General features: G+C 65.0%; 30 protein-coding genes, 1 tRNA gene and 1 pseudogene. 21 read left to right on the top strand and 11 right to left on the bottom strand.

Annotated features, from left to right (window positions below; all coding sequences use genetic code 11):
• The first annotated feature begins 2 nt into the window (after nt 1–2).
• The 3 genes from AC1DYO_RS06725 to AC1DYO_RS06735 are packed head-to-tail and all read left to right on the top strand — an operon-like array spanning nt 3 to nt 2157.
• Nucleotides 3–635: a precorrin-8X methylmutase gene (locus AC1DYO_RS06725; RefSeq protein WP_477261543.1), complete on the top strand. Its 633-nt coding sequence runs from the start codon at nt 3–5 to the stop codon at nt 633–635.
• Entirely contained in the window at nt 632–1396 is a 765-nt protein-coding gene (locus AC1DYO_RS06730) for a precorrin-2 C(20)-methyltransferase (protein ID WP_477261545.1), read from the top strand. Before AC1DYO_RS06725 ends, AC1DYO_RS06730 begins: the two co-directional genes overlap by 4 nt.
• A complete protein-coding gene (locus AC1DYO_RS06735) occupies nt 1393–2157 on the top strand; it encodes a precorrin-3B C(17)-methyltransferase (protein ID WP_477261547.1) in 765 nt (254 codons plus the stop codon). The genes AC1DYO_RS06730 and AC1DYO_RS06735 overlap by 4 nt, the downstream gene beginning before the upstream one ends.
• On the opposite strand, the gene AC1DYO_RS06740 is transcribed toward AC1DYO_RS06735, so the two are convergent.
• Nucleotides 2121–2888: a cobalt-precorrin-6A reductase gene (locus AC1DYO_RS06740; RefSeq protein ID WP_477261549.1), complete on the bottom strand. Its 768-nt coding sequence runs from the start codon at nt 2886–2888 to the stop codon at nt 2121–2123. The genes AC1DYO_RS06735 and AC1DYO_RS06740 overlap by 37 nt on opposite strands.
• A gap of 1 nt (nt 2889) precedes the next feature.
• Here AC1DYO_RS06740 and cbiE point away from each other — a divergent pair, with 1 nt between their 5' ends.
• The 8 genes from cbiE (at nt 2890) to AC1DYO_RS06780 (ending at nt 9525) form a co-directional block, all read left to right on the top strand.
• Nucleotides 2890–4119 carry a precorrin-6y C5,15-methyltransferase (decarboxylating) subunit CbiE gene (cbiE, locus tag AC1DYO_RS06745; protein WP_477261551.1) on the top strand — a complete coding sequence of 410 codons (1230 nt, stop codon included), beginning with the start codon at nt 2890–2892 and terminating at the stop codon, nt 4117–4119.
• Nucleotides 4116–4502, top strand: coding sequence for a cobalamin biosynthesis protein (locus AC1DYO_RS06750; RefSeq protein WP_477261553.1), 387 nt, complete (start codon nt 4116–4118; stop codon nt 4500–4502). Before cbiE ends, AC1DYO_RS06750 begins: the two co-directional genes overlap by 4 nt.
• Nucleotides 4499–5263, top strand: coding sequence for a precorrin-4 C(11)-methyltransferase (gene cobM, locus AC1DYO_RS06755; protein ID WP_477261555.1), 765 nt, complete (start codon nt 4499–4501; stop codon nt 5261–5263). Before AC1DYO_RS06750 ends, cobM begins: the two co-directional genes overlap by 4 nt.
• Nucleotides 5260–6072 carry a uroporphyrinogen-III C-methyltransferase gene (cobA, locus tag AC1DYO_RS06760; RefSeq protein ID WP_477261557.1) on the top strand — a complete coding sequence of 271 codons (813 nt, stop codon included), beginning with the start codon at nt 5260–5262 and terminating at the stop codon, nt 6070–6072. The genes cobM and cobA overlap by 4 nt, the downstream gene beginning before the upstream one ends.
• Nucleotides 6069–7382, top strand: a complete 1314-nt coding sequence (locus AC1DYO_RS06765) for a cobyrinate a,c-diamide synthase (protein ID WP_477261559.1) — start codon at nt 6069–6071, stop codon at nt 7380–7382. Before cobA ends, AC1DYO_RS06765 begins: the two co-directional genes overlap by 4 nt.
• A complete protein-coding gene (gene cobS / locus AC1DYO_RS06770) occupies nt 7379–8146 on the top strand; it encodes an adenosylcobinamide-GDP ribazoletransferase (protein WP_477261561.1) in 768 nt (255 codons plus the stop codon). Before AC1DYO_RS06765 ends, cobS begins: the two co-directional genes overlap by 4 nt.
• Nucleotides 8147–8170: 24 nt before the next feature.
• Nucleotides 8171–9181 (top strand): nicotinate-nucleotide--dimethylbenzimidazole phosphoribosyltransferase, encoded by a 1011-nt coding sequence (gene cobT / locus AC1DYO_RS06775; protein WP_477261562.1) that lies wholly within the window; start codon nt 8171–8173, stop codon nt 9179–9181.
• A gap of 74 nt (nt 9182–9255) precedes the next feature.
• Nucleotides 9256–9525 (top strand): hypothetical protein, encoded by a 270-nt coding sequence (locus AC1DYO_RS06780; RefSeq protein ID WP_477261564.1) that lies wholly within the window; start codon nt 9256–9258, stop codon nt 9523–9525.
• A gap of 85 nt (nt 9526–9610) precedes the next feature.
• Here the strand turns inward: AC1DYO_RS06780 and AC1DYO_RS06785 are convergent.
• A tRNA-Lys gene (locus AC1DYO_RS06785) sits at nt 9611–9683 on the bottom strand.
• Nucleotides 9684–9789: 106 nt separating this feature from the next.
• Nucleotides 9790–10698 carry a PhzF family phenazine biosynthesis protein gene (locus AC1DYO_RS06790; RefSeq protein WP_477261566.1) on the bottom strand — a complete coding sequence of 303 codons (909 nt, stop codon included), beginning with the start codon at nt 10696–10698 and terminating at the stop codon, nt 9790–9792.
• Between the two features lie 112 nt (nt 10699–10810).
• On the opposite strand from AC1DYO_RS06790, the gene AC1DYO_RS06795 reads away from it, so the two are divergent.
• The 4 genes from AC1DYO_RS06795 (at nt 10811) to AC1DYO_RS06810 (ending at nt 14397) form a co-directional block, all read left to right on the top strand.
• Complete coding sequence (locus AC1DYO_RS06795) at nt 10811–12100, top strand: efflux RND transporter periplasmic adaptor subunit (protein WP_477261568.1); 1290 nt, start codon at nt 10811–10813, stop codon at nt 12098–12100.
• 4 nt (nt 12101–12104) lie between these two features.
• The gene (locus AC1DYO_RS06800; RefSeq protein WP_477261570.1) at nt 12105–12815 is read left to right on the top strand and encodes an ABC transporter ATP-binding protein; all 711 of its coding nucleotides are present in this window, start codon (nt 12105–12107) and stop codon (nt 12813–12815) included.
• Nucleotides 12812–14029 carry an ABC transporter permease gene (locus AC1DYO_RS06805; protein ID WP_477261572.1) on the top strand — a complete coding sequence of 406 codons (1218 nt, stop codon included), beginning with the start codon at nt 12812–12814 and terminating at the stop codon, nt 14027–14029. The genes AC1DYO_RS06800 and AC1DYO_RS06805 overlap by 4 nt, the downstream gene beginning before the upstream one ends.
• Before the next feature lie 125 nt (nt 14030–14154).
• Nucleotides 14155–14397 carry a hypothetical protein gene (locus tag AC1DYO_RS06810; protein WP_477261574.1) on the top strand — a complete coding sequence of 81 codons (243 nt, stop codon included), beginning with the start codon at nt 14155–14157 and terminating at the stop codon, nt 14395–14397.
• A 17-nt stretch (nt 14398–14414) separates the two neighbouring features.
• Here the strand turns inward: AC1DYO_RS06810 and AC1DYO_RS06815 are convergent, their stop codons facing one another.
• On the bottom strand, nt 14415–14891 hold the full coding sequence (locus AC1DYO_RS06815; RefSeq protein WP_477261576.1) for an Lrp/AsnC family transcriptional regulator: 477 nt from the start codon (nt 14889–14891) through the stop codon (nt 14415–14417).
• A gap of 145 nt (nt 14892–15036) precedes the next feature.
• On the opposite strand from AC1DYO_RS06815, the gene AC1DYO_RS06820 reads away from it, so the two are divergent.
• The gene (locus AC1DYO_RS06820) at nt 15037–16140 is read left to right on the top strand and encodes a 1-aminocyclopropane-1-carboxylate deaminase (protein WP_477261578.1); all 1104 of its coding nucleotides are present in this window, start codon (nt 15037–15039) and stop codon (nt 16138–16140) included.
• A gap of 4 nt (nt 16141–16144) precedes the next feature.
• On the opposite strand, the gene AC1DYO_RS06825 is transcribed toward AC1DYO_RS06820, so the two are convergent.
• Complete coding sequence (locus AC1DYO_RS06825) at nt 16145–16870, bottom strand: NUDIX hydrolase (protein ID WP_477261580.1); 726 nt, start codon at nt 16868–16870, stop codon at nt 16145–16147.
• 2 nt (nt 16871–16872) lie between these two features.
• Nucleotides 16873–17985, bottom strand: coding sequence for an endonuclease/exonuclease/phosphatase family protein (locus AC1DYO_RS06830; protein WP_477261582.1), 1113 nt, complete (start codon nt 17983–17985; stop codon nt 16873–16875).
• Nucleotides 17986–18152: 167 nt separating this feature from the next.
• Here AC1DYO_RS06830 and AC1DYO_RS06835 point away from each other — a divergent pair, with 167 nt between their 5' ends.
• Together AC1DYO_RS06835 and AC1DYO_RS06840 are read left to right on the top strand one after the other, a co-directional pair.
• The gene (locus AC1DYO_RS06835) at nt 18153–18740 is read left to right on the top strand and encodes a BA14K family protein (RefSeq protein WP_477261584.1); all 588 of its coding nucleotides are present in this window, start codon (nt 18153–18155) and stop codon (nt 18738–18740) included.
• Between the two features lie 168 nt (nt 18741–18908).
• Nucleotides 18909–19190 carry a PilZ domain-containing protein gene (locus AC1DYO_RS06840; RefSeq protein WP_477261586.1) on the top strand — a complete coding sequence of 94 codons (282 nt, stop codon included), beginning with the start codon at nt 18909–18911 and terminating at the stop codon, nt 19188–19190.
• 84 nt (nt 19191–19274) lie between these two features.
• Here the strand turns inward: AC1DYO_RS06840 and ilvC are convergent, their stop codons facing one another.
• Together ilvC and AC1DYO_RS06850 are read right to left on the bottom strand one after the other, a co-directional pair.
• Nucleotides 19275–20294 (bottom strand): ketol-acid reductoisomerase, encoded by a 1020-nt coding sequence (gene ilvC / locus AC1DYO_RS06845; protein ID WP_112394672.1) that lies wholly within the window; start codon nt 20292–20294, stop codon nt 19275–19277.
• Nucleotides 20295–20320: 26 nt separating this feature from the next.
• A complete protein-coding gene (locus AC1DYO_RS06850) occupies nt 20321–20974 on the bottom strand; it encodes a TetR/AcrR family transcriptional regulator (RefSeq protein ID WP_477261588.1) in 654 nt (217 codons plus the stop codon).
• Between the two features lie 153 nt (nt 20975–21127).
• Here AC1DYO_RS06850 and AC1DYO_RS06855 point away from each other — a divergent pair, with 153 nt between their 5' ends.
• Complete coding sequence (locus tag AC1DYO_RS06855) at nt 21128–21562, top strand: anthrone oxygenase family protein (RefSeq protein WP_477261590.1); 435 nt, start codon at nt 21128–21130, stop codon at nt 21560–21562.
• 39 nt (nt 21563–21601) lie between these two features.
• Here the strand turns inward: AC1DYO_RS06855 and AC1DYO_RS06860 are convergent, their stop codons facing one another.
• Nucleotides 21602–22060: a MarR family winged helix-turn-helix transcriptional regulator gene (locus AC1DYO_RS06860; protein WP_477261592.1), complete on the bottom strand. Its 459-nt coding sequence runs from the start codon at nt 22058–22060 to the stop codon at nt 21602–21604.
• A 95-nt stretch (nt 22061–22155) separates the two neighbouring features.
• Between AC1DYO_RS06860 and AC1DYO_RS06865 the strand changes: the two genes are divergently transcribed.
• Complete coding sequence (locus tag AC1DYO_RS06865) at nt 22156–22461, top strand: Rieske (2Fe-2S) protein (RefSeq protein ID WP_477261594.1); 306 nt, start codon at nt 22156–22158, stop codon at nt 22459–22461.
• A 1-nt stretch (nt 22462) separates the two neighbouring features.
• Nucleotides 22463–23158: pseudogene (locus AC1DYO_RS06870) on the top strand (glutathione S-transferase family protein); the annotation flags it as partial.
• Here AC1DYO_RS06870 and AC1DYO_RS06875 read toward each other — a convergent pair.
• Nucleotides 23055–24368: an FAD-dependent oxidoreductase gene (locus AC1DYO_RS06875; protein WP_477261596.1), complete on the bottom strand. Its 1314-nt coding sequence runs from the start codon at nt 24366–24368 to the stop codon at nt 23055–23057. The pseudogene AC1DYO_RS06870 and the gene AC1DYO_RS06875 overlap by 104 nt on opposite strands.
• Nucleotides 24369–24442: 74 nt before the next feature.
• On the bottom strand, nt 24443–24850 hold the full coding sequence (locus AC1DYO_RS06880) for a winged helix-turn-helix transcriptional regulator (protein ID WP_477261598.1): 408 nt from the start codon (nt 24848–24850) through the stop codon (nt 24443–24445).
• Nucleotides 24851–24944: the final 94 nt, after the last annotated feature.

Genomic DNA, 24944 nt, shown 5'->3' on the forward strand with positions numbered 1-24944 from the left:
GCATGGCCGCCTACGACTATATCCATGACGGCAACGCGATCTACGAGCGCTCCTTCGCCATCATCCGCGCCGAGGCCGACCTGTCGCGCTTTTCCGAGGCGGAAGCCGATGTCGCCATCCGCATGATCCATGCCTGCGGCCAGGTCGAAGCCGCCAGCCATTTTGTCTTCTCCAGCGATTTCGTCGCCGCCGCCCGCACCGCTTTGGCGGCCGGTGCGCCGATCTTCTGCGACGCCGAAATGGTCTCGCACGGCGTCACCCGCGCTCGCCTGCCGGCCGGCAACGAAGTGATCTGCACGTTGCGCGACCCGCGCACGCACGACATCGCCAGGGAGATCGGCAACACCCGCTCGGCCGCGGCAATAGACCTTTGGGGCGAGCGCATAGCCGGTTCGATCGTCGCCATCGGCAATGCGCCGACAGCGCTCTTCTACCTGCTGGAAAAGCTGCGCGATGGCGCGCCGAAGCCGGCGGCGATCATCGGCATGCCGGTCGGCTTCGTCGGTGCCGCCGAATCCAAGGATGCGCTGGCCGAGAATTCCTATGGCGTGCCTTACGCCATCGTGCGGGGTCGGCTCGGCGGCAGCGCCATGACCGCCGCCGCGCTCAACTCGCTGGCGAGGCCCGGCCTGTGAACGCGCTTCCAAAAGGCCGTCTCGTCGGCGTCGGCACCGGTCCCGGCGATCCCGAACTGCTGACGCTGAAGGCCGCCCGCGTCCTGGCCGAGGCCGACGTCGTCGCCTATTTCGCCAAGCGCGGCAACAACAGCAACGCGCGCGCCATTGTCGAGGCGCGCTTCCGGCCGGACATGCTGGAACTGTCGCTGCTCTATCCCGTCACCACCGAAATCGACAAGGATCACGACGACTACCGCGCGCAGATCACGGACTTCTACGAACAGTCGGCCGAGAAGGTCGCCGAACACCTCGAAGCCGGCCGCATGGTTGCCGTGCTGTCGGAAGGCGATCCGCTGTTTTACGGCTCCTACATGCACTTGCATGTGCGCCTCGCCCATCGCTTCCCGACCGAAGTCATCCCCGGCGTCACCGCCATGTCCGGCTGCTGGTCGCAGACCGGCGTGCCGATCGTCCAGGGCGACGATGTGCTGACGGTTTTGCCCGGCACGATGAGCGAGTTCGAACTGACCCGCCGGCTGGCCGATACCGACGCTGCCGTCATCATGAAGGTCGGCCGCAACCTGCCCAAGATCAGGCGGGCGCTGGAAGCAACCGGCAAGCTCACCCGCGCCGTCTATGTCGAGCGCGGCACCATGGCCGGCAGCGTCTCGATGAAACTGGCCGACAAGCCCGACGACAAGGCGCCGTATTTCGCCATCGTGCTGGTCGCCGGCTGGTCCGGCCGACCTGGCGTTGTGGGAATGGGGGCCAAGCCATGAGCGGCCGGCTCACCGTTATCGGCCTCGGGCCCGGCAATACCGATCAGGTGACGCCGGAAGCCAGCCGGGCCGTGGCCGAAGCAAAATTCTTCTATGGCTACAAGCCCTATCTCGACCGGCTGGAACTGCGTGCGGATCAGACCCGCGTCGCCTCCGACAATCGCGAGGAACTCGCCCGCTCCAAGGACGCGCTCACTAAGGCCGCCGAGGGCCATGACGTCGCCGTCGTCTCCGGCGGCGATCCCGGTGTCTTCGCCATGGCCGCCGCCGTCTGCGAAGCGATCGAGGCCGGCCCGGCCGAATGGCGCTCGGTCGACGTCGCCGTCGTTCCGGGGATTACCGCCATGCTGGCGGTCGCCGCTCGCATCGGCGCGCCGCTCGGCCATGATTTCTGCGCCATCTCGCTGTCCGACAATCTGAAGCCGTGGGACCTGATCGAACTGCGCCTGCTCGCGGCCGCCGGCGCCGGCTTCGTCATCGCGCTCTACAACCCGATCAGCAAGGCACGCCCCTGGCAGCTTGGCCGCGCCTTCGAGTGCCTGACCGCCATCCTGCCCGGCACCACGCCGGTGATCTTCGGCCGCGCCGCCGGCCGCCCGGACGAGCGCATCGAGGTTTTTCTGCTGGCCGATGTCGAGGCGGAAAAGGCCGATATGGCGACCTGCATCATCATCGGCTCGCCGGAAACAAGGATCATCAAGCGCGGCGACAAGCCGGCGCTGGTCTACACGCCGCGCTCCGCGACGGGGTCGAGCAAATGATTGACCAGCGCGGCGAGCTCATCGACGGTTTCAGCCGAAGGCACGCCCGGCAGGACGGGCCTGCGCACCATGACCACCTCGATGCCAAGCGCCCGCGCCGCCGCGATCTTGCCGTACGTGGCCTCGCCGCCGCTGTTCTTGGAGACGACAACATCGATGCGATGGCTTTCGAGCAGCGCGCGTTCATCCGCCTCGCGGAATGGCCCACGCGCCAGCAGGTAAGTCGCATCCGGCACCGCCAGTTTCGGCTCGACTGGATCGACGCTACGGATGAGATAGTGGTGCTGGGGCGCCGCCTCGAAAGCCGCAACCTCTTGCCGACCGAGCGCCAGGAAAACGCGGCGCGGCGCCTGTCCAAGCGCTTGCACGGCATCGCCAACCGTATCCACCATCATCCAGTGGTCGCCGTCGACAGGCTCCCAGCCGGAACGGCGCAGCGCCAGGATCGGTACTCCGGTCAGGTGCGCGGCTCGCGCTGCATTGGCGGAGATTTGCGCGGCATAGGGATGCGTGGCGTCGATCAGGAGATCGGTGCGCGTCTCCCTGAGATAGGCGGCCAGCCCATCGGCGCCACCAAATCCTCCGCTGCGCWCCGGCACGCCTTGCGCGACCGGGCTTTCGGTGCGGCCAGCCAGCGACAGGATAATAGACAGATCGCTCCGCGCGGCCAGCTTTCCCGCCAGTTGCCGGGCTTCGCTGGTGCCGCCAAGGATCAGAATGCGGTGGGTCATCATGCCTGCTAAGGGTCCGCGCGGCACCAGATGGCTCTCCATCGTCGGCATCGGCGAGGACGGTTTAGCGGGTCTCGGCGACGACGCCAAGCGGCTGATCGCCGGGGCCGAATTCGTCGTCGGCGGCAAGCGGCATCTGGCGCTGGTCGCTTCGCTGACCAAGGGCGAGCCGCGCCCCTGGCCGGTGCCCTTCGATGCCGGCACGGCTGATGTGCTGGCGCTTGCCGGCCGGCGCGTCTGCGTGCTCGCCTCCGGCGATCCGTTCTTCCACGGTGTCGGCGTCACCCTTGCCCGCAAGCTCAAGTCTCAGGAGATGCATGTCATCCCCGCACCATCGGCGATTTCGCTGGCCGCCGCCCGCCTCGGCTGGGCACTGCAGGACATCGAGACCATCTCGCTGCATGGAAGACCGCTCGACCTGATCCGGCCGCTGCTGCAGCCCAAGACCCGCATCCTGGCGCTGACATCGGACGGTGAAGCACCAGCGGCAATCGCGCGCCTGCTCACGGAGCTCGATTTCGGCGCCTCGCGGCTGACCGTTCTGGAGGCGCTGGGCGGGCCAAACGAGAAGCAGCGTTCGGCCCGCGCCGACGCCTTCGATCTTAGAGATATCAATCCACTCAACATTTTGGCCCTCGAACTTGAATCGACACCGGAAGCGCGCATCCTGCCGCTGACCGTTGGCCGCGCCGATCATCTGTTTGAGCATGACGGCCAAATCACAAAGCACGATATCCGCGCCATTACCCTGTCGGCGCTGGCGCCGAGGCGTGGCGAGTTGCTGTGGGACATCGGCGCCGGCTCCGGCTCCATCGGCATCGAATGGATGCTCGCTCACCCCTCGATGCGCGCCATCGCCATCGAGGCCAACAGCGATCGCGCAGCCCGTATCGCCCGCAACGCCGCGCATTGCGGCGTTCCCGGCCTCGTCGTGGTGGAAGGGCCTGCGCCCAAGGCGCTTGCCGGGCTGGCCACGCCGGATGCGATCTTTATCGGCGGCGGCGGCAGTGTTTCAGGCGTGTTGAACGCCGCCATCAAGGCCCTGCGCGCCGGCGGCCGTCTCGTCGCCAATGCCGTCACTCTGGAGATGGAAACCTTGCTCCTCGCCCAGCACACAAAACGCGGCGGCGATCTCACCCGCATCGCCATTTCCCGCGCTTCCCCGGTCGGCTCGATGCAGGCCTGGCGGCCGGCCATGCCGGTCACGCAATGGAGCTGGGTGAAACCATGATGGTCGCGGGCATCGGCAGCCGGAAGGGCGTGAGCGTCGAAGACGTGCTGGCAGCGATCGAAACCGCTGTTGAAACGCACGGCCTGACGATGACGGCGTTGTCCGCGCTGGCCACGGCGGCGCTGAAGAAGGACGAAGAAGCGATCGCTGCCGCTGGCCGCGCGCTAAACCTTCCGGTCATCATCGTCGATGACGCAGCGCTTCAGGCCGTCCCGTCGGGGATGCTCAGCAAATCCGATCTCTCGCAGGAACTCGCCGGCACACGCTCCGTCTCCGAAGCCTCGGCCCTTGCCGTCGCCGGCGTCGGTGCAAAACTGCTCGGGCCGCGCACCGTGCTCGGCCCGGTCACCTGCGCCATCGCCATCAGCGGAGATGCGCCATGACCGTTCATTTCATCGGCGCCGGTCCCGGGGCCGCCGACCTCATCACCCTGCGCGGCGCGAAACTCCTGGCAAGCTGCCCGGTTTGCCTGCATGCCGGCTCGATCGTCGCCCCTGAACTGCTGCAGCACTGCGCGCCGGGAACGAAACTGATCGACACGGCACCGATGTCGCTCGACGAGATCGAGGCTGAATATGTCGCCGCTCACCAGGCCGGTCACGATGTCGCCCGCCTGCATTCCGGCGACCTGTCGGTGTGGAGCGCCGTGGCCGAGCAGATCCGCCGGCTGGAAAAGCACGGTATCCCTTACACGCTGACGCCCGGCGTTCCCTCCTTCGCCGCCGCTGCCGCCGCTCTTCGCCGCGAACTGACCATTCCTGAAGTCGCGCAAAGCCTGGTGCTGACTCGCGTCTCCGGCCGCGCCTCCAAAATGCCGCCGGGCGAAACGCTGGCCGGCTTCGGCCGCACCGGCGCTACGCTGGCCATTCATCTCGCCATCCACGCCATCGACCGCGTCGTCGCCGAATTGATGCCGCATTATGGCGGCGATTGCCCGGTGGCGATTGTCTTTCGCGCCTCCTGGCCCGACGAGCGCGTGCTGACCGGCACGCTGGCGACCATCGAAGCGCTGCTCGCCGCCGACCCGATGGAGCGCACGGCGATCATCTTCGTCGGTTCGTCGCTGGCGGCGGAAGGTTTTGGCGAGAGTTCATTGTACGACGCCAACTATCAGCGGCGTTTTCGCGGACGGGACGGATTGTGAGCGGCAAGACCAAAAGCGAAAACGCCACGCTCGAACAGGCGCTTGCGCGGCTGAACTTCAAGCCGCGTGCGCTGGAGCCTGGCCATGTCTGGCTGGCCGGCGCCGGTCCCGGCGATCCCGGCTGCCTGACGCTGGAAGTGCTGGCGGCTTTGGCCGAAGCCGATGCGCTGGTCTACGACGCGCTGGTCTCGCCCGACGTTGTCGCTGTTGCGCAAAATGCCGAACTGTTCTTTGCGGGAAAACGCGGCGGCAAACCGTCGATGAAGCAGGATGACATCACCGCTCTGCTGGTGCGGCTGGCGCGCGACGGCCGCCGTGTCGTCAGGCTGAAAGGCGGCGATCCCTATATTTTCGGCCGTGGCGGCGAAGAGGCGCTGGCGCTGGCGCGCGAAAACATCCCGTTCCGCGTCCTGCCCGGCCTGACATCGGGGCTGAGCGCGCTCGCCGCCACCAGCATCCCTGCCACCATGCGCGGCATCAACAAGGCGGTGATCCTGGCGACCGGACACGCCGCCGGCACCGATGACGATCTCGACTGGGCAGCAATCGCCCGCACCGGCCAGCCGGTCGTCATCTACATGGGCATGGCCAATCTGCCTGCCATCGCCGCGTCGCTGCTCGAAGGCGGGCTGGCGCCATCGACGCCGGCGGCGGTCATCGTTTCGGCGACGACGCCGCAGGAGCGCACCGTCGTCGCCACGCTCGCCACCATTTCCGAAGCGGCCGCCGCAGCGGGGCTCGCCTCGCCGGCGCTCATTGTCGTCGGCGGCATCGTCGCCATGCGCGCGGCACTGGCGGGCGATCAATGACCCGCGCCATCATCATCGGCGCGCCGCGCTCGGGCTCCGGCAAGACCAGCGTCACCATCGGCATTTTGCGCGCGCTCGCGCGGCGCGGCATCAAGGTGCGCGGCGCCAAATCCGGCCCCGACTATATCGATCCCGGCTTCCACACCGCGGCGACCGGCCTCTCCGGCGTCAATCTCGACAGCTGGGCGATGTCGCCCGACCTGCTCAATGCGCTGGCCGGCAACGCCACCGAGGATGCCGATTTCATTTTCCTCGAAAGCGCCATGGGCCTGTTCGACGGAATCCCAGCTGCCGAAGGCCGAACCGGCTCGGCCGCCGATCTGGCGCGGCTCTACCATCTGCCGGTGCTTTTGGTGCTCGACGTCTCCGGCCAGTCGACGACGGCGGCCGCCGTCGCCAAGGGTTTTGCCACTTACGACCCGGATGTGCGCATGGCCGGCGTGGTGCTCAACCGCCTGGGCAGCGAACGCCACCGCAAGCTGTGCGGCGAGGCGATCGAAGCGCTTGGCCTGCCGGTCGTCGGCGCCATCCTTCGCGATCCCTCGCTCAACCTGCCGGAGCGCCATCTCGGCCTCGTCCAGGCCGGCGAGTACGATGATCTGATGGCGCATCTCGATCGTCTCGCCGACATGGTCGAGAAATCCCTCGACCTCGATGCCATCATGGCGCTGGCCGCTCCATTCTCACCGGCATCGGGCAGTTTCGAAAACGCCTTGCCGCCGCCCGGCCAGCGCATCGCGCTGGCGGAAGACGCAGCCTTCACCTTCCTCTATCCGCATGTCGCCGCTCACTGGCGCAAGGCGGGTGCTGAAATCGTGCCGTTCTCGCCGCTCGCCGACGAAGCGCCGGAGCAGGATTGCGACGTCTGCTGGCTGCCCGGCGGCTATCCCGAGCTTTACGCCGGCCGCCTGGCGGCGGCAACGAATTTCCACGCCGGCATGGCGCGCTTTGCCGCGAGCAAGCCCGTCCATGGCGAGTGCGGTGGCTTCATGGTGCTGGGCGAAGCGCTGGAGGATGCGGCCGGGGAGACACACGTAATGCTCGGCATGCTCGGCCATTCCACCAGCTTTGCCAAACGCAAGATGAACCTCGGCTACCGCGAGGCGCGGCTGCGCGCCGCCTGTCCCCTGGGTGCGCAAGGCGCGCTGATCCGCGGCCACGAATTCCACTATGCGCAAATGATTGCGACCGGCAATGACGAGCCGCTGGCCGACCTCGCCGACGGCCAGGGCAATCCGCTGGGCGCGTCCGGCTATCGGCGCGGCCATGTCAGCGGCACCTTCTTCCACGCCATTGCGAGGGGTGGATGAGCACAGTCCCCTCGCCCCGGCAGGCCCTCGACGACATCGCGCTCTGCCTCGTCTTCTTCACAAGGTTGCCGCTGCCGGTGTTCGACTTTCGCAGCCGCAGCCTTGCCGATGCGATCTGGGCGGCCCCCATCGCCGGCCTCGCGGTGGCAGTGGTTGGCGCCGTCGTCTACGCCATCGGGGTAAAGCTCGGCCTTGCCGCCGGTCCGGCGGCGGCGCTCACGCTTGCCGCAATGCTGCTCGCCACCGGCTGCCTGCATGAAGATGGGCTGTCCGATGTCGCCGACGGTTTTGGCGGCGGCAAGACGCGCGAGCGAAAGCTGGAGATCATGCGCGACAGCCGCATAGGCGCCTATGGCGCCTCGGCACTCGGCCTGTCACTGCTCATCCGCTGGAGCGCGCTGTCGCAGCTGGCCAATCCGACAAGCGTCCTCTTGGCGCTGATAGCCGCCCATGCCGCTTCGCGCGGCCTGCTCGGCGCCTTCATGCATCTGGCGCCGCCGGCGCGCAGCGACGGCCTGTCGGCCGGCGCAGGCACCGTCTCGGCGCAAACCGGTGTTGTCGGCGCCGTGCTCGGCGCCGTCGCCTTGCTGGCGCTGGGCGTGGGCGGCGCGTTTGTCGCACTGATCCTGCTGGCGCTGGTGTTCAGCGCCTTGCGCGCGCTCTGCCTCAACCAGATTGGCGGCCAGACCGGTGACACCATCGGCGCCTTGCAGCAGTTCGGCGAGATCACCGTCCTCCTCGTCGCATCCGTTTCCCTCACCTGAATCACTTCCGGAGATCGTTCCCCCATGCCCTTCAAATCGCTTGATGAATTGCGCGCCGCCTGTCTCGACCTGCCCACCGGCAGCGATAGCGCGGCCAATGCCGTCGCCCGCCGCCAGGACACACTGACCAAGCCGCAAGGCAGCCTTGGCCGGCTCGAAACCATTGCCGCCTGGCTGGCGCGCTGGCAGGGCCGCGACATGCCGAAGCTCGATCGCGTAAAAGTCTTCGTCTTCGCCGGCAACCATGGCGTGACAGCACAAGGCGTATCGGCCTTCCCCTCGGAAGTGACCGTGCAGATGGTGGCGAATTTCGCCGGCGGCGGCGCCGCCATCAACCAGCTTGCCCGCATCGCCGGCGCGGAACTCGACGTCATCCCGCTCGATCTCGACCATCCGACTGGCGACTTCACGCAGACAGCAGCAATGGACGAAAAGGCCTTCCTCGCCGCTGTCTCGGCCGGCTATGACGCGGTGACGAAAGACCTAGACCTCGTCTGCTTCGGCGAAATGGGCATCGGCAACACCACGCCGGCGGCCGCCATTTCGACTGCCCTGTTCGGCGGCGGTGCTGAAAAATGGACCGGGCGCGGCACCGGCGTCGACGATGCCGGCCTGAAGCGCAAGGTCACGGCCATCGAAGCCGGCCTCAAGCGCCATGCCGATGCGCTGTCCGATCCGCTGAAGATCGCCGCCGCCCTTGGCGGGCGCGAACTCGCCGCCATTTTTGGCGCCACGCTTGCCGCAAGGCGCAACAACGTCCCGGTGCTGCTCGACGGTTTCGTCTGCACTGCTGCGGCGGCGCCCCTGGCAAGGCTGCACCCGAGCGGCCTCGCCCACACCATCGCCGCCCATGTCTCGGCCGAATCCGGCCACCGCCGCCTGTTAGAAGCACTCGGCCTGCCGCCGCTGCTCGACCTCGGCATGCGGCTCGGCGAAGGCTCCGGCGCCTGCCTCGCCGTCAACATCGTTCGTTCGGCGCTGGAATGCCACACCAGCATGGCGAGTTTCGCTGAGGCTGGTGTGTCGGAGAAGTAGACCAGAGCGGCTTGTGGGACCGCGTTGGTAGGAAGTATCTTTTATTCCTGAAAACTCTTCAGTAGAGTTGCAGGATGATGAAGCTCCGTCCGCTTGCTGCTGCTATAGCTATCGCCGCCGTTCTTGCTGGTGTGTATCGGCGTAGCGGATACACAACCTACGGACCGCTCGACACCGCTATCCTTGTTGTCTTTCTGGTATTTTTCTGGTGGCTGGTCAGCGATTTCTCCGGAAGAAAGGCCAGCGTCGAAGCCGACGGACGTCAGAGCGCGGATGGCGGGATTGCTTTTCGGTTCGGCAGATTTCTGCGCCGCGTTTTTCGGCGCGGCAATCGCGGTCTTTGAACCAGACGCGAACGGCTCACCTTGAGGTGAGTCGTTTCATTTCCCTCGTTCCAGGGTCTTTCCACCAATTTTCTTGAAAATTTKGTGGGTGCGCACAGGATTGAACTGTGGACCCGCTGATTAAGAGTCAGCTGCTCTACCAACTGAGCTACGCACCCACTCGACCGGTAAAACCGGCGTCGGCGGGCATATAGCCGCCGATACCGGTCCTGTCCAGCCCTGCCGGAATCATTTCCCGACAAATAGCTGAACTGCCGCAGGCGGTCAGACGAACAGCTTGCCTTCCGCCACCTTGATGGCATGGCCGCCGATGCGCGCGGAGGCCAGTTTTCCGGCCTCGACAGTGAGTTCGAGGCGGATGCGCGAGGGGCGGCCCATCTCCAGCCCCTGCTCGATCCACAGCTGCGAAATGCCGTCGGTCGGGCGGTCGAAATGCATGATGGCGCCGGCAAAGGCCGCCGCCGCCGAACCGGTCGCCGGGTCTTCATAGGACGGCGTGCCCGGCACGATCATGCGGACGTGGAAGGCGCTGTCGTGGTTCACCGTCTGGCGGCAATAGACATATGGGCTGGCGAAGGCCCATTCGCTCTTGCGCGGCGCCAGTTCCGACCACGCCTGGTTGTCGAGCTTGATCCGGCCCGCGGCCTCTAGATTGGCCACAGGGATGGTTACGTAAGGCACCCCTGCCGACCAGAACGACACCAGATGATTCTCGAAGCCGATTTCATGCGGCGCCAGGCCAAGGGCTGCGCCAATCGCTTGCGGATCGGCATCGAGCTCTAGCGGTTCCGGCAGCTTCGCCAGGTCGAACTCGGCAAAGGTGGCGCCATCGTGCCGGCTGACGGCGCAGCGCACCGGGCCGATATTCTCCTCCAGCACGAAGATGCCGGCTTCGCCCTCGCCTGCCAGTTCGGCCAGCGCAATCGCGGCGCCGACGGTCGGGTGGCCGGCAAACGGCATTTCATAGTCGGGCGTGAAGATGCGGATGCGGTTGCGATGCTTGGGATTGTCCGGCGGCAGCACGAAGACGGATTCGGACAGGTTGAACTCGCGCGCAATGGCCTGCATGGCTGGCGTACCCAGCCCCTTGCTGTCCAGCACGACAGCCAGCGGATTGCCAGCCAGCAGTTCCGTCGTAAACACATCATAAAGCAAGTAATTGCGCGTCTGCATCTTGGAAACCTTCCGCCTCAATCCGAACATGGCCGAAATTTAATTTGATATTCGGGCCACTAAGCCTGATCTGTGCACATATAGGGACATTAGGCTCTCATAGGGGTCCAGCGTGGACCAGCTTGTCAATCTGCCAAAGACGGAATCGGATTCCGCCATCGAGGCGGCGCTTGGACTAGACCAGACTGGCGTGCGCAAGAAGCGCCGTCGCGGCTGGCTTTACGCGCTGCTGGCGCTGATTGCCGTTGCCGCTGGCCTCGCCGGCTACCAATGGTATGCCGGTTCCCCCGCCAAGATCGACTACACCACCACGCCGGCCACTATTGCCGACCTCACCGTCGCGGTGTCGGCGACCGGCACGCTGCAGCCGCTCACCCAGGTCGACATTTCAAGCGAGCTCTCCGGCATCATCCGCTCAGTCTCGGCCGAGGAAAACCAGCAGGTCAAGAAGGGGGACGTGCTGGCGACGCTCGACACGGTGAAGCTCGAGGTCCAGATCGAACGCGCCGAGGCCTCGGCCAAGGCCGCGGCCGCCAATGTCGAGGACGCCACGGTCACGCTGTCCGAGAACGAGAGGGCGCTGGTGCGCGCCGCCGAACTAACCAAGCGCGGCATGGCCACCGACCAGTCGCTTGAGGCGGCGACCGCCACGCGCGACCGCTCCAAGGCAGCGCTCGACAGTGCAGAGGCCAATCTCGCTATCGCCCAGGCCGACCTCAAGGCGCAGCAGACCGATCTCGCCAAGAGCACGATCTACGCCCCGATCGACGGCATCGTGCTGACCCGTTCGGTCGACCCCGGCCAGACTGTCGCCTCCTCGCTGCAGGCGCCGGTGCTGTTCATCATCGCTGCCGATCTCAGAAACATGGAACTGGTGGCGGCGGTCGACGAGGCCGATATCGGCGCTGTCAAATCAGGCCAGCATGCGCGCTTCACCGTCGATGCCTTTCCGGAGCGGCCGTTCGACGCCGAGATTCGCGACATCTCCTACGCCTCCGTCACCACCGACGGCGTCGTCACCTACAATGCGCGGTTGGAAGTCAACAACAACGAGCTGCTGCTGCGGCCCGGCATGACCGCCACCGTTTCGGTCGTTACCCGGCAGGCCAAGGGCGTGCTCACCGTGCCGTCCACCGCTTTCCGCTACCGGCCGGCGCAGCAGGCCGCCCGCGCCTGGAGCCTGAGTGACCTGTTTACCGGCCGCATGGGCCGTCCCGGCGGCGACCGCCGCCAGCAGGTGGCGGCGCCCACCGACGGCTCACGCACGCTCTACGTGCTGGAAAACGGCCGGCCGCATCCGGTCAACGTCAAGATCGGTTCCACCGACGGCGAACTGACCGAGATCACCTCCGGCCTCGACGAAGGCGCAGAGGTGATCACAGCCTCGCAGCTGCGGAGCTGACGCCGTGGCCGCGGGCGCGACCCTCATTGGTTTCGACACGGTCTGGAAGAGCTATGGCCAGGGCGAAGCCAAGGTGCATGCACTGGCCGGCGTCGACCTCGCCATTCAGCGGGGCGAATTCGTTGCCATCATGGGTCCGTCGGGTTCGGGCAAGTCGACGGCCATGAACATCATCGGCTGCCTCGACACGCCGACCGCCGGAACCTATTCCTTTATGGGCATCGATGCGGGCCGGCTCGACCGCAACCGTCGCGCGCTTCTGCGCAATCTCTATATCGGCTTCGTCTTCCAGGGCTACAATCTGCTGCCGCGCACCACGGCGGCGGAAAATGTCGAGCTGCCGCTGATCTATCGCGGCGCGCCTGCCCGCGAGCGTCGCGATCTCGCCATGCAGGCGCTGGCCGAGGTCGGTCTTGTCGGGCGCGAGCACCATACGCCGGCCGAACTCTCCGGCGGCCAGCAGCAGCGCGTGGCGATCGCACGCGCCATCGTCACCAGGCCGACGCTGCTTGTCGCCGACGAGCCGACCGGCAATCTCGACACCGCCCGCACGCATGAGATCATGGAGCTGTTGACGCGGCTGAACACCGAGCTTGGCCTGACCATCGCCATGGTCACCCATGAGGCCGATGTCGCCGGATATGCCCAGCGCACCATCCGCTTCCTCGACGGCCACGTCGCCTCCGACACGGCCAGGCTGGAGGTGGCGTCATGATCTGGGAAACCGTCCGCCTGTCGCTGCGCTCCATCCGCCGCAACGTGCTGCGCTCGTTCCTGACGCTGCTCGGCATCGTCATCGGCGTCGCCGCCGTCATCGCTATGCTGACCATTGGCTCCGGCACCACGGCCAAGGTCAAATCGGACATCGCCAAGCTCGGCAGCAATCTGCTCGTCGTCCGCCCTGGCCGCCCTGCAAGCACTGGCGGACCGGGAGGTCTCGACCAGGCGGTGCGGCCGCTGGCCGACAAGGATGTTGCAGCCCTCGTCGCGCATCTGACCGGAGCGCGCGCCATTGCACCGGCTTCGCAGAAACAAGTCCGCGTCATCTTCGGCACCGAGAGCCTGACCTCGGGCGTCACCGGCACCGACAGCGCCTATCTCGACGCCCGCGACTGGAAGCTGGTCTCGGGTCGCCCGTTCAGCGATTCCGAAACACGCTCCGGCACCGGCGTATGCCTGATCGGCGAGACGGTGCGCCAGCAGTTCTTCGGCGCCGGCGAGCCCGATGGCGAGATTATCCGCGTCAACCGCACCTCATGCAAGATCATCGGCCTGCTCGAACCCAAGGGCTACACCGGCTTTGGCCAGGACCAGGACAATGTCGTGCTGATCCCGCTCGCCGCCTACCAGCGCCGCATCGCCGGCAACCGCGACATAGACAACATCTATGTCGCCGCCGACGACCGCACGCCGACCACCGAATTGCAGACGCGCGTCGAGGACATCTTGCGCGACACAAGGCGCATCACGCCCGACCGCGAAGACGATTTCTCGATCCGCGACATGACCCAGATCGCCGACGCCATGGCCAGCGCCACCACGACCATGACCGGCATGCTGGGCGCGGTCGCCGGCGTCAGCCTTTTGGTCGGCGGCATCGGCATCATGAACATCATGCTGGTGTCGGTCACCGAGCGCACCCGCGAGATCGGCATCAGGCTCGCCATCGGCGCGCATGAAAAGCACATCCTCATCCAGTTCCTGGTCGAGGCGACGGTGCTGTCGCTGCTCGGCGGCATCATCGGCATCCTGATCGGTCTGGCGCTGGCCGGCCTCGCTGCGGCGACGCTGACCATACCGTTCGCGCCGAGCCCGGCCGTCATCCTGCTTGCCGTCGGCTTTTCCGCTCTGATCGGCATGGTGTTCGGCTTCTTCCCGGCGCTGCGCGGCGCCAGGCTCGATCCGATCGACGCGCTGCGGCACGAGTAAGCGTCAGATCAGCTCCACCGCAACCAACCGCTATCCACAAGCACATGCGCTTGCCTACGCCGACAACACTGTCGTCGTCCAGTCTGCGATGCTAGGGCAAAGCATTCTCTGGTCGAGGAATGGCAATGAGCAAGAAGGTGCGGTTGATCCTGGCGATGGTGATCATCGAAGGCGCCCTTGCCGGCCTCTGGTGGTATCTCGCCCGCTACGGCATGGCCAACCCCGACCGCGTTACCGGCGATTTCCAGACGGTCGTCGGCCAGACGATGGGGACCGCGATGGGCGGGCTGCTGGGTCTCGGCTTAATCCTGTTTGTCGCCGCAGCCCGCAGCGACCGCAAGGCGGCGCAGCAAAAAGCGCAACGCTGAGCTACGCTTGAAGCCTGTCAGAACGGCAGTCGCGCATTCTCCTTGACCTCCTTCATGACGAAGAAGGTCCTTGTTTGCCGAACGCCCGGCAGCGCAATCAGCTTTTGCCCATGCAGCTTGTTGAAGTCCGCCATATCGCGGACCCTGATCTTCAGGAGATAGTCGAAGTCGCCGGCCACGAGATTGCAGTCCAGCACCTCCTTGAGCTCGAGCACAGCCTTTTCGAAAGCGGCGAAGCTTTCCGGTGTCGAGCGATCGAGCACGACGCCGACCATGACCAGCGCGCCAAGGCCGACCGCGACCGGCGCGATCTCCGCCCTCACCCCGGTGATGTAGCCCTCTTCGAACAGACGTTGCGTGCGCCGGTGGCAGGTGGCGGCACTGACATTGACGCGCGCCGCCAGCTCCGCATTGGTCAGCCGTCCCTCGGCCTGAAGGGCGCGCAGGATTTTCATGTCGATCCGGTCAAGAGCCTGTGTGGAAGATTCTTCCATTTCAATGATCCTTCATGGATGATCCAGGCAATCAGATCGCTCATTTGTGAAGCATGTAAAAATCCTTGACGCAAGTTCGAGAGCACCTTTCGCATAACTGCGCCTATCTTCAGCCGATCGAAAACGACCATGGCGGAGGCAGATTGTGTCACTTCTCGCAAAGTTCGAACGCTATCCCCTGACCTTCGGCACGACGCCGATCGAGCATCTGCCGCGGCTGAGCGCGGCGCTGGGCGGAAAGGTGGAGGTCTACGCCAAGCGCGACGATTGCAATTCCGGCCTGGCGATGGGCGGAAACAAACTGCGAAAGCTCGAATACATCGTGCCGGATGCCATCGCATCCGGCGCCGACACGCTGGTGTCGATTGGCGGCGTCCAGTCGAACCATACGCGCATGGTCGCCGCGACAGCCGCCAAGATCGGCATGAAGTGCGTGGTGATCCAGGAGAAATGGGTGCCCCATTATGACGCGGTTTATGACCGGGTCGGAAACATCCTGCTGACGCGGCTAATGGGCGCCGACAGCCGGCTTGTCGATGACGGTTTCGACATCGGCATCCGCAAGAGCTGGGAAGACGCCATCCAGTCGGTGAAGGACGCCGGCGGCAAACCCTATCCGATCCCGGCCGGCGCCTCCGTGCACAAATTCGGCGGGCTCGGCTATATCGGTTTTGCCGAAGAGGTGGCGAGCCAGGAAGCCGAACTCGGCTTCACCTTCGACTACATCATCGTGTGCGTGGTGACCGGGTCGACGCAGGCCGGCATGATCGTCGGCTTCGCCGCTCAAGGTCGTGCCGACCGCGTGATCGGCATCGACGCCTCGGGGACACTCGACCAGACCCGCGCCCAGGTCCGCCGCATCGTCGACGACACCGCAGCCCTCGTCGGGCTCGGCCGCACTGTGCGCGACGACGAGATCGTCATCAATCCCGACTATGCCTATCCGGCCTACGGCGTTCCCTCCGACGAGACCAACGACGCGATCCGGCTGGCGGCCCGCACCGAGGCGATGATCACCGACCCGGTCTATGAGGGAAAGTCGATGCAGGGCCTGATCGACCTGACCCGCAAAGGCTTCTTCCCCGTGGGGTCAAAAATTCTCTACGCGCATCTCGGCGGCGCGCCGGCGATCAACGGCTACAGCTATTACTACAAGGACGATGGCGCCCCGACCCGGCCGCAACCGGCAGCGATCTCTGAACCTCGGGAAAGCGAGCCACAGGAGACGCTGCCGCCGCTGTTTCCGTGACAGGTCAGGGGTCCTCGCCACCGTTGGCAAAATGCCACTCGATCAGCGGCTTCATATGCGGCGCCAGCCCTTCCGGCAGATCTTCGGCATGGCGGATGATCACCGGTCCTTCGATCTCGGGATCGGCCTCGGTGGCGACGAAGGCCGAGATGCGCCGCGCAATCTCACTGGTCGGCTCATCGACGTGGTAGCGGCGGAAGAGAACCGTGCCGGTCGAAGTCGACAGCGCATGGTAGCGCCTGCCGCGCGCGGCGCCTGTCAGGTCAAGCCCGGTCTCCTCGCGCACTTCGCGGATCATGTTGAAATCGACATCGACGCGGCCGTCGCGAAAATCGATCGGCTCGAACGAGCCGGCAGCGAAATAGACGCGACCAGCCATGACCGTGTGCGGACCCATGCGGATCGCCACCAGCGCATTGTCGCCGGCGACCAGCATGGCGTGGCCATAGGCATGCTCGGCGCCGGTCCCCTGCCGGTTCTTGCGCCACAGCATGAAGGTCGAATACTTCACAGCGTGACAGCGCCCGACGAGACGGTTGTCGCGCCAGGCGAGTGCCGAAAGCAAAACCACGGTACCGTCGAACAAAGCCGGCTTGGCAGCGATTTCCCGGTGCCAGTTCTCCTCGATCGCCACCCGATTGTCGCGCTCGAACGGATGCGGGCCTGGGTCGAGCCGAACGTCGATCTCGTCGACCGGCAGGATGACGTTGCGCGGCAGGTCGAAACTCACGCTCAGGCCATGTCCAGGGTGATCGCCACCGGACAATGGTCCGACGCCTTCGGCCGGTCCCAGCCGGCGCGTGGAAAGCGTTCCACCGCCTGGCCGGCCGGAAAGATGGTGCGCCAGGGCTGGCCGTTGCGGATGATGTCGGGAACGGCGGTCGCATTCTTCGCCGCCAGCCCTTTCGACAACAGGATGTAATCGAGCTGGCACAGATGCCGTTCCTTCGGCCCGCGCGTGTGGTAGAAACTCCAGCGGTCCATCTCCGGCCGGCGTTCGACGACATTCTCGCAAAAACCGCCTGATGTCAGCACATTGAGACAGGACTGGCTCTCGTCGATCACCTGGAAACGGTAGCCGTCGACGGCGTCGCCCTCGATCTTCACCCGCTGCCGGTAGTCGTTCATGTCGCCGCAGATCGCCCAGCGCTTGTCGGCGGCGTGATCCTTGCCGAAGCGCTCCTCGATGATGTGTCGTACGGCCTGCGCCTCGGCGATGCGCATCGGCATCGTCGCTTCGCGCCCGTCGAGCCCGTTGCGCGGCGAGCCCATCGATTTGAAATGCACGAGATAGAGCGTCAGCGGCACACCGCCGACCTTGAGGTCGATCTCCAGGCAGTCGCGCCGGAATATCCGCTCATTGGCCTGGTTTCCGAGTGCCTCCAGCTCCGGCGTGAACAGGCCGAACTGTTCGAAGGTGACATAGGCGTGGCTGGTCATGCGCACGAATTCGATCGGCTGGCCCTGCGCCGTCTCGTTGCGCATCATCACGGCAACGTCGATGCCGCGCGAATCATTGCCGGCCGTGGTGTATTTCTGCCGGTAGCCCTCGCCCACCATCTTGAAGAGATAGCCATATTCGAAGGCCTTCAGCGCCTCGATATTATCGACCTCCTGCATGCAGATGATGTCGGCACGGGTGGCGGCTATCGCCAGCGCCGTCAACTGGCGCGTATCGTCGGACTGGGCAATGGCGCGCGCCTGCTCAAGCATCTTGTATTCGGCCTCGCTCTGGATATCGAAAAGCGCCAGCGTGCGGTCTTCGTTGAGCTGATTGCGGTAGCCGGAGAAATCGAACCTGTTCATCAGGTTTTCGACATTGAAGGTAGCGAGGCGCAGCGACATGGCCGTGACCTTTGCCTGCAAGCGGTGTCGAAAACAAGGGCTTCGCCCTTGCTCGCCAGGGTTGATGGAACCTTTCTGTTCATCCTCCGTTCAGATGGAAAGGTCCATCAATAGGCCTCTTCCCTGGGGTATTCTGGGCGTGGGGCCTGTATCTCTTGGAGAGTGCAATGAACTCGCTCTTTTCTTCCACGGTCAAATCCGGGCTGATAGCGCTCGGTCTCGTCTCGGGTCTCACGGCGCCGTCCGCCGCCGGCCCGATCCTGCAGCCAAACCTGTCTGTGCCGACAAGCACAGCAGCCCCGACGGTCACGCCGGTTCGCGACGACTGGGCGGGCGGCAATGACCGCCGCTCCTTTAACGATTGGCAGTGGCGCCGCCACGACGGCCGTCGCTTTTCCCGGTCAGGCAACTGGAACAACGGCAACTGGAACAATGGCGGCAACTGGGATGGCGGCGACAACTGGCGCTGGCGCCATCATCGCCATCACCACGGCAGCGATTTTGATAGCGGCGCCGCCGCGGTTCTCGGCTTGGGCCTGGGTCTCGGCCTCGGCAGCATCTACAACAACGGTTATTATAACAACGGCTACTACAATAACGGCTACTACGCGCCCCGCCGCTATTATCGCACGCAGCATCTTTCCAGCGCCCATGTCCAGTGGTGCTACGACCGCTACCGGTCTTACCGGTCCTGGGACAACACGTTCCAGCCCTATAATGGCCCGCGCCAGCAATGCTGGTCGCCCTATAGCTGAACTATAAGCGACAACGCATGACGGCGCCGCCCCCCGCGGCGCCGTTTCCATTTGGGAGCGAGGGCTGGACACGATCGCCGCTAACCATATGTTTATCGGCTCGGTCTATCCATGATACGGTTCCCCATCTGACGATCGCGCCGATCCGGTCGCGAAGGACGTGCCGTCATGGCCGACGAATTGAGAAACAAACACCGGGCGCGCGTGCTGAAAGGCGCGACGATCCTGACCGGCCTCACCAATTCCGAGGTCACGTGCACGGTGCGCAACATGCATGCCGGTGGCGCCGAATTGAAAGTGCCGATAGACGCGCGCGTGCCGGACGAGTTCCTGCTGTATGTGCCGGTCGACGGCATCGGCTACAAGGCCATCGTGCGCTGGCGCCGCGACGACCGCATCGGCGTCGAGTTCACCGGCACCGAGCCGAAGCCGCACTGGCACTATGGCTGACCGTTCTTACCCTGATCGACAACAGGCATGAAAAAGCCGGCGGATCGCTCCGCCGGCCTTCCTATTCAGCGATGAAATCGCAGATCAATTTTTCGCCTTGTCGACCAGCTTGTTCTTGGAAATCCACGGCATCATCGCACGCAGCTTGGCGCCGACTTCCTCGATCTGGTGGCTGTCATTGTTGCGGCGGATGCCCTTGAAGCGCGACATGCCGGCGCGGTATTCCTGCATCCATTCCGAGGTGAACTTGCCGGTCTGGATGTCCTTCAGCACGCGCTTCATCTCGGCCTTGGTCTCGGCGGTGATGATGCGCGGGCCCGAGACATATTCGCCCCATTCGGCGGTGTTCGAGATCGAGTAGTTCATGTTGGCGATGCCGCCTTCATAGATCAGGTCGACGATCAGCTTCACCTCGTGCAGGCACTCGAAATAGGCCATTTCCGGTGCGTAGCCGGCTTCCACCAGCGTCTCGAAACCGGCTCGGATCAGCTCGACCAGGCCGCCGCACAGAACCACCTGCTCGCCGAATAGATCGGTCTCGCATTCCTCGCGGAAATTGGTCTCGATGATGCCCGAACGACCGCCGCCGACGCCGCAGGCGTAGGACAGAGCGAGATCGAGCGCATTGCCCGAAGCGTCCTGGTTGACGGCGACCAGGCACGGCACGCCGCCGCCCTTCTGGTATTCGCCGCGCACCGTGTGGCCGGGGCCCTTCGGGGCGATCATGACGACGTCAACCGAAGCCTTCGGCTCGATCAGGCCGAAATGCACGTTGAGGCCGTGCGCGAAGGCGATAGCCGCGCCGTCGCGAATGTTCGGGGCGATTTCGTTTTTGTAGATGTCGGCCTGCAATTCGTCGGGCGTCGCCATCATCATCAGGTCGGCCCATTTGGCGGCGTCCGCCACGCTCATCACCTTGAGCCCGTCGGCCTCGACCTTCTTGGCGGTCGCCGAGCCGGCCTTGAGACCGATGGCGATCTCCTTGGCGCCGGAATCCTTGAGGTTGAGCGCATGTGCCCGGCCCTGGCTGCCATAGCCGATAATGGCGACCTTCTTGCCCTTGATCAGGTTGAGATCGGCGTCGCGATCGTAATAGACACGCATTTTGTCTTCCTTCCCGTTTTTATAGATCAGAGGCCCTGCGGCCTGGTTTTTGCTCCGAAAAGAGCGAGAAACTGTTGCGTCGCCCGGACGGCATCGCCGCCGATCGCCGCTTCAGTCAATTCCAGCCGGTCGCCGAGCAAGAGGCGGATCTGCACGTCGCGGGCGACCAGCCCGAAAAAGCTGCGGAATGCCGTTTCGGCATCCGCGAAATCGAGCAACCCGGCCTGTTTGCCGGCAAGCAGCACCGGCTTCAGCCGCCTGGCCAGCGCGAACCGGCCATTCTCCAGCACGATGGCGCCGAGATCGTCCTTTCCGGATCCGGCGTGGCCGACCGCCACGCGGTTCAGCGCAATCGACGTGTCGCTCGAAATCACCTTCAGCCAGTCGGAAGCGAAACCTTCGAGGCTTGCCGTCAGCGAAGTGAGATCGAGCCTCTCGCCGTCGACCGGCACCACGCGCACCTTGGATGCCTGCCATTGCACCGTCGCCGTCAGCAGCCCGTCGCGGTCGCCGAACCATTTATAGAGCGTTTCCTTAGAGCAACTGGCGCGGCGCGCAACCGCGGTCATGGTCAGATTGTCGCCCTCCTCGACCAGCAGGCGCAAGGCAGCATCCAGAACGGCCTTCTGCCGCTCCGTCAGCGTCGCGCTTGTGTCGATGTCGGCGTTTGTCTGCAACACGGTCGTTCCTCGGCGGCAGGGCTAGCCAGCAGAAGCGGCAAGCCGTACCGTACGTTACGGTTCGCCGCTTCTATGCCGTATTGCTCTCAGCCTTGCAAGCCCTATCTCATCCTGGACGGTTCGCCGCTGGACCGTCTACCGCGGGGAAAGAAGATGCTGACCGGATTGCTCGCCTTGACGGTCGCCGCCGTGTTCTCCGGCGCCGCGATCTATCTCAGCGTCGCCGAACAACCGGCGCGGCTTGGCCTCGATGAAAAGTCGCTGCTCAGGGAATGGCAGCCTTCCTATAGGCGCGGCGCGGCCATGCAGGCGTCGATTGCCGTCATCGCCTGCCTTCTCGGCCTGATCGCCTGGTGGCAGACTGATGGCTTCGCCTTCCTGCTCGGCGCGATCCTGATCATCCTGCCCTGGCCGTGGACGCTGATGGTTATGATGCCGACCAACAAGTTGTTGGAGGCGATGGACGCCAGCGCCGACAATCCGCAAGCCAGAGCCCTGATCGTCAAATGGGGCAGCCTGCACCTGGTGCGCGCCGGACTGGGTGTGCTGGCGACGCTGGCCTTTCTCTGGGGCAGCCATCCGGCCTGACAGCCGGCCGGATATGGTCAGGCCGGCAGCGCGGCTCTCTCAGTCCGTTGCAGGCGGCAGGCGCAGACGGCCGAGCAACGCCGACACCGTGCTCAACTCATCCACCGAGAGCTTTGCACCAACCAGCTCCATGATCGAGCGCCCGTAGACCGCCCACATCCGTCGGCGCGTCTCGCGGCCCTTGGCGGAAATACGGATGGTCTGCCCACGACCGTCATCGGCGACCTTCAGCTTCTCGACCAGGCCGTCGGCCTCGAGCCGCGCCAGCAGCCGTGAGATGTTGTACTGCGCAAACAGGGTGCGCTCGATCAGCTGGAACGGCCGCAGGCCGCCCTCGCCCGCTTCGGCCAGCTCGTGCAGCACGTCGTACCAGTCGAGCGGCGGCAAGCCGCTGTCCTTCAAAGCCTGTTCGGCCTGTTCGATGAGCTGGCGCGAAACGCGCATCAGGCGCGCCCAGGCCTTGATGGCTTCGGGCGAAGGCGTGGCTTTCACGGTCATGCCCGCATCCTAGATGATAGATGCAACTGCATCAAGCTTGCGGTCAATGCATCTGCATCTATATACATGCAATCGCATCAATCCGGGAAAAATCCATGAGACACGAAATTTGCAAAGTCGCCGACGTCCCGCAGACGGGCAGCCTGATCGCGCCGTTCTTCGGCCGCGAGGTCCATGTCTGGCGCAGCGGCGATCGCATCCGCGCTGCCGCCAATGTCTGTCTGCATTTCGGCGGGCCGCTAGACTGCAAGGATGGCAGGCTGGTCTGCCAATGGCACGGCGCTGCTTTCGACATGACATCAGGCGACCGGCTCGAAGGTCCGGCGCCAAAAGCCTCCCGCCTGATGTTCCTGTCGACGCGCATCGAGGACGGCGCGTTGAACTATGTTTGGGGAGAGTGACATGACCGACAAGCTCATTCTCGTCAGCCATCATCTGTGCCCGTACGTCCAGCGCGCGGCGATTTCGCTGGCTGAAAAGGGTGTGCCGTTCGAGCGCGTCACCATCGACCTCGCCGACAAGCCGGACTGGTTCAAGGCGATCTCGCCGCTCGGCAAAGTGCCGCTGCTCATCACTCAGGCAAATGGCGAGGAGACGGTGATCTTCGAATCCGCCGTCATCCTCGAATTCCTGGAGGAGACGCAAGCCAATCCCCTCCACCCGGCCGACGCTCACGCCCGCGCCCGGCACCGCGCCTGGATCGAGTTCGGCTCGGCGACATTGAATGCCATCGGGCGTTTCTACTCCGCGTCGACGGAGGCAGCCTTCCTGGCTGAGTCCGCAGCACTATCAGCCATGTTCGATCGCCTGGAGGACGAATTGGCCGACCAGGCCGGGCCGTGGTTCAACGGCGAGCACTTTTGCCTCGTCGATGCCGTCTACGGCCCGGTCTTCCGCTATCTCGACGCCTTCGACCGGATCAGCAATTTCGGCATTCTGGACGGCAAGCCGCTGGTCCAGGCCTGGCGCAAGGCGTTAAGCGAACGCGCCTCGATCAAGGCCGCCGTGGCGGCTGACTATCCGCAGCGGCTGCGTCAATTCCTGCGTGCGAAAAATTCGTTTCTCTCGACCTTAATCCCGCGGGATGATCTCGCCAGTCTGCCTCCTCTAGCCCGATCCGCCTGAACGGATCGATCACCGTGCCGGCCACCATCGAGGCGAGCACGCCTGGCAGTGGCGGCACCTTTGCGATGGTTGCCACCAGCCTGTCGCGGAAGAACGGCAGCATCGTGCCGTCGGACTGGTAGAACGGCGTCAGCGCCAACGACAGCAGCTGGAAGATCCGGACGTGCCATCGCCGCGCCCGGGCATACGTTTCCAGCGCCAGCTCGACGTCGCCCGTCTGTGCCAAGGCATGGCTGAGCGCGGCCGCGTCGAGCAGCGCCATGTTCGCGCCCTGCCCGAGCTGCGGGCTGGTCGAATGCGCGGCGTCACCGATCACCGCCAGCCTCCGTCCCGCCGGCACCTTCATCGTGTGGTGGCCGTAGCGGGCCAGCGACAGCTGGTCGAAACTGTCGATCTGGCTGGTGAACGCCTCGCACTCCGGCCACAGCGAGACCAGCCTCGCCTTCCAGGCGTCGAGCCCCGCCGCGCGCACGCTGTCGACATCCGCCGGCTTCAGGCTCCAGAAGAACGCCGCCATCTTTTCCGCGCCTGGCTGCGGCCGGCCGATCGGCAGCACGCCGATCATCACACTGGCCTTGTCGTAGCGCTGCAGCAGCGCATTTTCGTCGAACCCTTCGCGCCAGCCGAGCGACGCCCAGAACGCGCCATAGATGAGCGGCCGTGGCTCGGCCGGATCGTTGAGGCACCGGCGCAGTTTCGAGCGCGAGCCACTGGCGTCGACGACAAGGTCGAACGGCCCTGCCCATCTGCCAGTATCGAAGACCAGGTGGGCCCGGTCGCCGACGTCCAGCGTCTCGATCTCGACACCGGTTTCGATGGCGATGCCTTGGCGCTGCGCGGCGCGGAACAACACGTTGAACAGCGCCGCCCGGTGCACCGCCAGGCCAAAGCGACCGCCAGGCTGTGCATCGTAGCGCACAGCGAGCACGGTGCGGCCAGTGCTCGCGTCCGCGCCATGCAAACGCTCGATGCGGCTGCCCAGCACCAGAATGTCGTCGAGCAGGCCGAGATCGGCAAGCACGCTCAACCCGGTCGGCTGCAGGATCAGGCCGGAGCCGACCGGCTTTGGTTCATCGAAACGTTCGAAGACGGTGACGTTGTGCCCGGCGCGCTTGAGATAGAGCGCCGTGGCCAGCCCCGCCGGTCCGGCGCCGGCAATCGCGATGTCGAGAGATTTTTCCATTGCCCGCCCAACCAATGGCGGACAATCCTTCAGCGACCCTGCCAAATCAAGCCATTGCGGCATGCGCCAAAATATCAGCCACCGGCGTCGAAGGCGGCTCGCGCGTCGCGCACCGCATCGTGGTTGAGTTCGGCCCACAGGATCAATTGATGCAGGGCGCCGAACATCGAGCGCCCGAGGTCGGTCAGGCTGTATTCGACGCTCGGCGGCTTGGTCGGGAACACTTCGCGATGCACATAGCCGTCGCGCTGCAGCTCAAGCAGCGTCTGGGTGAGCATGCGCTGCGAGATATCAGGAACGAGCCGCCGAAGTTCACCGAAGCGATAAGGCTTTTCCGCCAGCGCCATCGCCAGCAAGGGGCTCCATTTGCCGTTGATGCCCTTGATCACGTCACGAACCGGGCAATCGGCGAAATTGGCGCCGTCCGTCATGGCTCTGTAGACCTCGAGCTTCGATTTCAGATTGACGATCTTGCCGTCCATCGCTGGTTCCCTGCGTGTGCCTACGTCCCGGAAAACTGCCTTCTTTACGGCATCAGGTCAATTCCTATTTTAGTGCTGGTCTCTTTTTGAGACT

This window comes from Mesorhizobium sp. P2_F5 (assembly GCF_056403715.1).

Bases quoted from the DNA above. Each gene is read 5' to 3' on its own strand.
- AC1DYO_RS06725 (WP_477261543.1), top strand. From the start codon at position 3: ATGGCCGCCTACGACTATATCCATGACGGCAACGCGATCTACGAGCGC.
- AC1DYO_RS06735 (WP_477261547.1), top strand. From the start codon at position 1,393: ATGAGCGGCCGGCTCACCGTTATCGGCCTCGGGCCCGGCAATACCGAT.
- cbiE (WP_477261551.1), top strand. From the start codon at position 2,890: ATGCCTGCTAAGGGTCCGCGCGGCACCAGATGGCTCTCCATCGTCGGC.
- AC1DYO_RS06750 (WP_477261553.1), top strand. From the start codon at position 4,116: ATGATGGTCGCGGGCATCGGCAGCCGGAAGGGCGTGAGCGTCGAAGAC.
- cobM (WP_477261555.1), top strand. From the start codon at position 4,499: ATGACCGTTCATTTCATCGGCGCCGGTCCCGGGGCCGCCGACCTCATC.
- AC1DYO_RS06765 (WP_477261559.1), top strand. From the start codon at position 6,069: ATGACCCGCGCCATCATCATCGGCGCGCCGCGCTCGGGCTCCGGCAAG.
- cobS (WP_477261561.1), top strand. From the start codon at position 7,379: ATGAGCACAGTCCCCTCGCCCCGGCAGGCCCTCGACGACATCGCGCTC.
- cobT (WP_477261562.1), top strand. From the start codon at position 8,171: ATGCCCTTCAAATCGCTTGATGAATTGCGCGCCGCCTGTCTCGACCTG.
- AC1DYO_RS06780 (WP_477261564.1), top strand. From the start codon at position 9,256: ATGATGAAGCTCCGTCCGCTTGCTGCTGCTATAGCTATCGCCGCCGTT.
- AC1DYO_RS06790 (WP_477261566.1), bottom strand. From the start codon at position 10,698: ATGCAGACGCGCAATTACTTGCTTTATGATGTGTTTACGACGGAACTG.
- AC1DYO_RS06805 (WP_477261572.1), top strand. From the start codon at position 12,812: ATGATCTGGGAAACCGTCCGCCTGTCGCTGCGCTCCATCCGCCGCAAC.
- AC1DYO_RS06810 (WP_477261574.1), top strand. From the start codon at position 14,155: ATGAGCAAGAAGGTGCGGTTGATCCTGGCGATGGTGATCATCGAAGGC.
- AC1DYO_RS06815 (WP_477261576.1), bottom strand. From the start codon at position 14,891: ATGGAAGAATCTTCCACACAGGCTCTTGACCGGATCGACATGAAAATC.
- AC1DYO_RS06830 (WP_477261582.1), bottom strand. From the start codon at position 17,985: ATGTCGCTGCGCCTCGCTACCTTCAATGTCGAAAACCTGATGAACAGG.
- AC1DYO_RS06835 (WP_477261584.1), top strand. From the start codon at position 18,153: ATGAACTCGCTCTTTTCTTCCACGGTCAAATCCGGGCTGATAGCGCTC.
- AC1DYO_RS06840 (WP_477261586.1), top strand. From the start codon at position 18,909: ATGGCCGACGAATTGAGAAACAAACACCGGGCGCGCGTGCTGAAAGGC.
- ilvC (WP_112394672.1), bottom strand. From the start codon at position 20,294: ATGCGTGTCTATTACGATCGCGACGCCGATCTCAACCTGATCAAGGGC.
- AC1DYO_RS06855 (WP_477261590.1), top strand. From the start codon at position 21,128: ATGCTGACCGGATTGCTCGCCTTGACGGTCGCCGCCGTGTTCTCCGGC.
- AC1DYO_RS06860 (WP_477261592.1), bottom strand. From the start codon at position 22,060: ATGACCGTGAAAGCCACGCCTTCGCCCGAAGCCATCAAGGCCTGGGCG.
- AC1DYO_RS06865 (WP_477261594.1), top strand. From the start codon at position 22,156: ATGAGACACGAAATTTGCAAAGTCGCCGACGTCCCGCAGACGGGCAGC.
- AC1DYO_RS06875 (WP_477261596.1), bottom strand. From the start codon at position 24,368: ATGGAAAAATCTCTCGACATCGCGATTGCCGGCGCCGGACCGGCGGGG.
- AC1DYO_RS06880 (WP_477261598.1), bottom strand. From the start codon at position 24,850: ATGGACGGCAAGATCGTCAATCTGAAATCGAAGCTCGAGGTCTACAGA.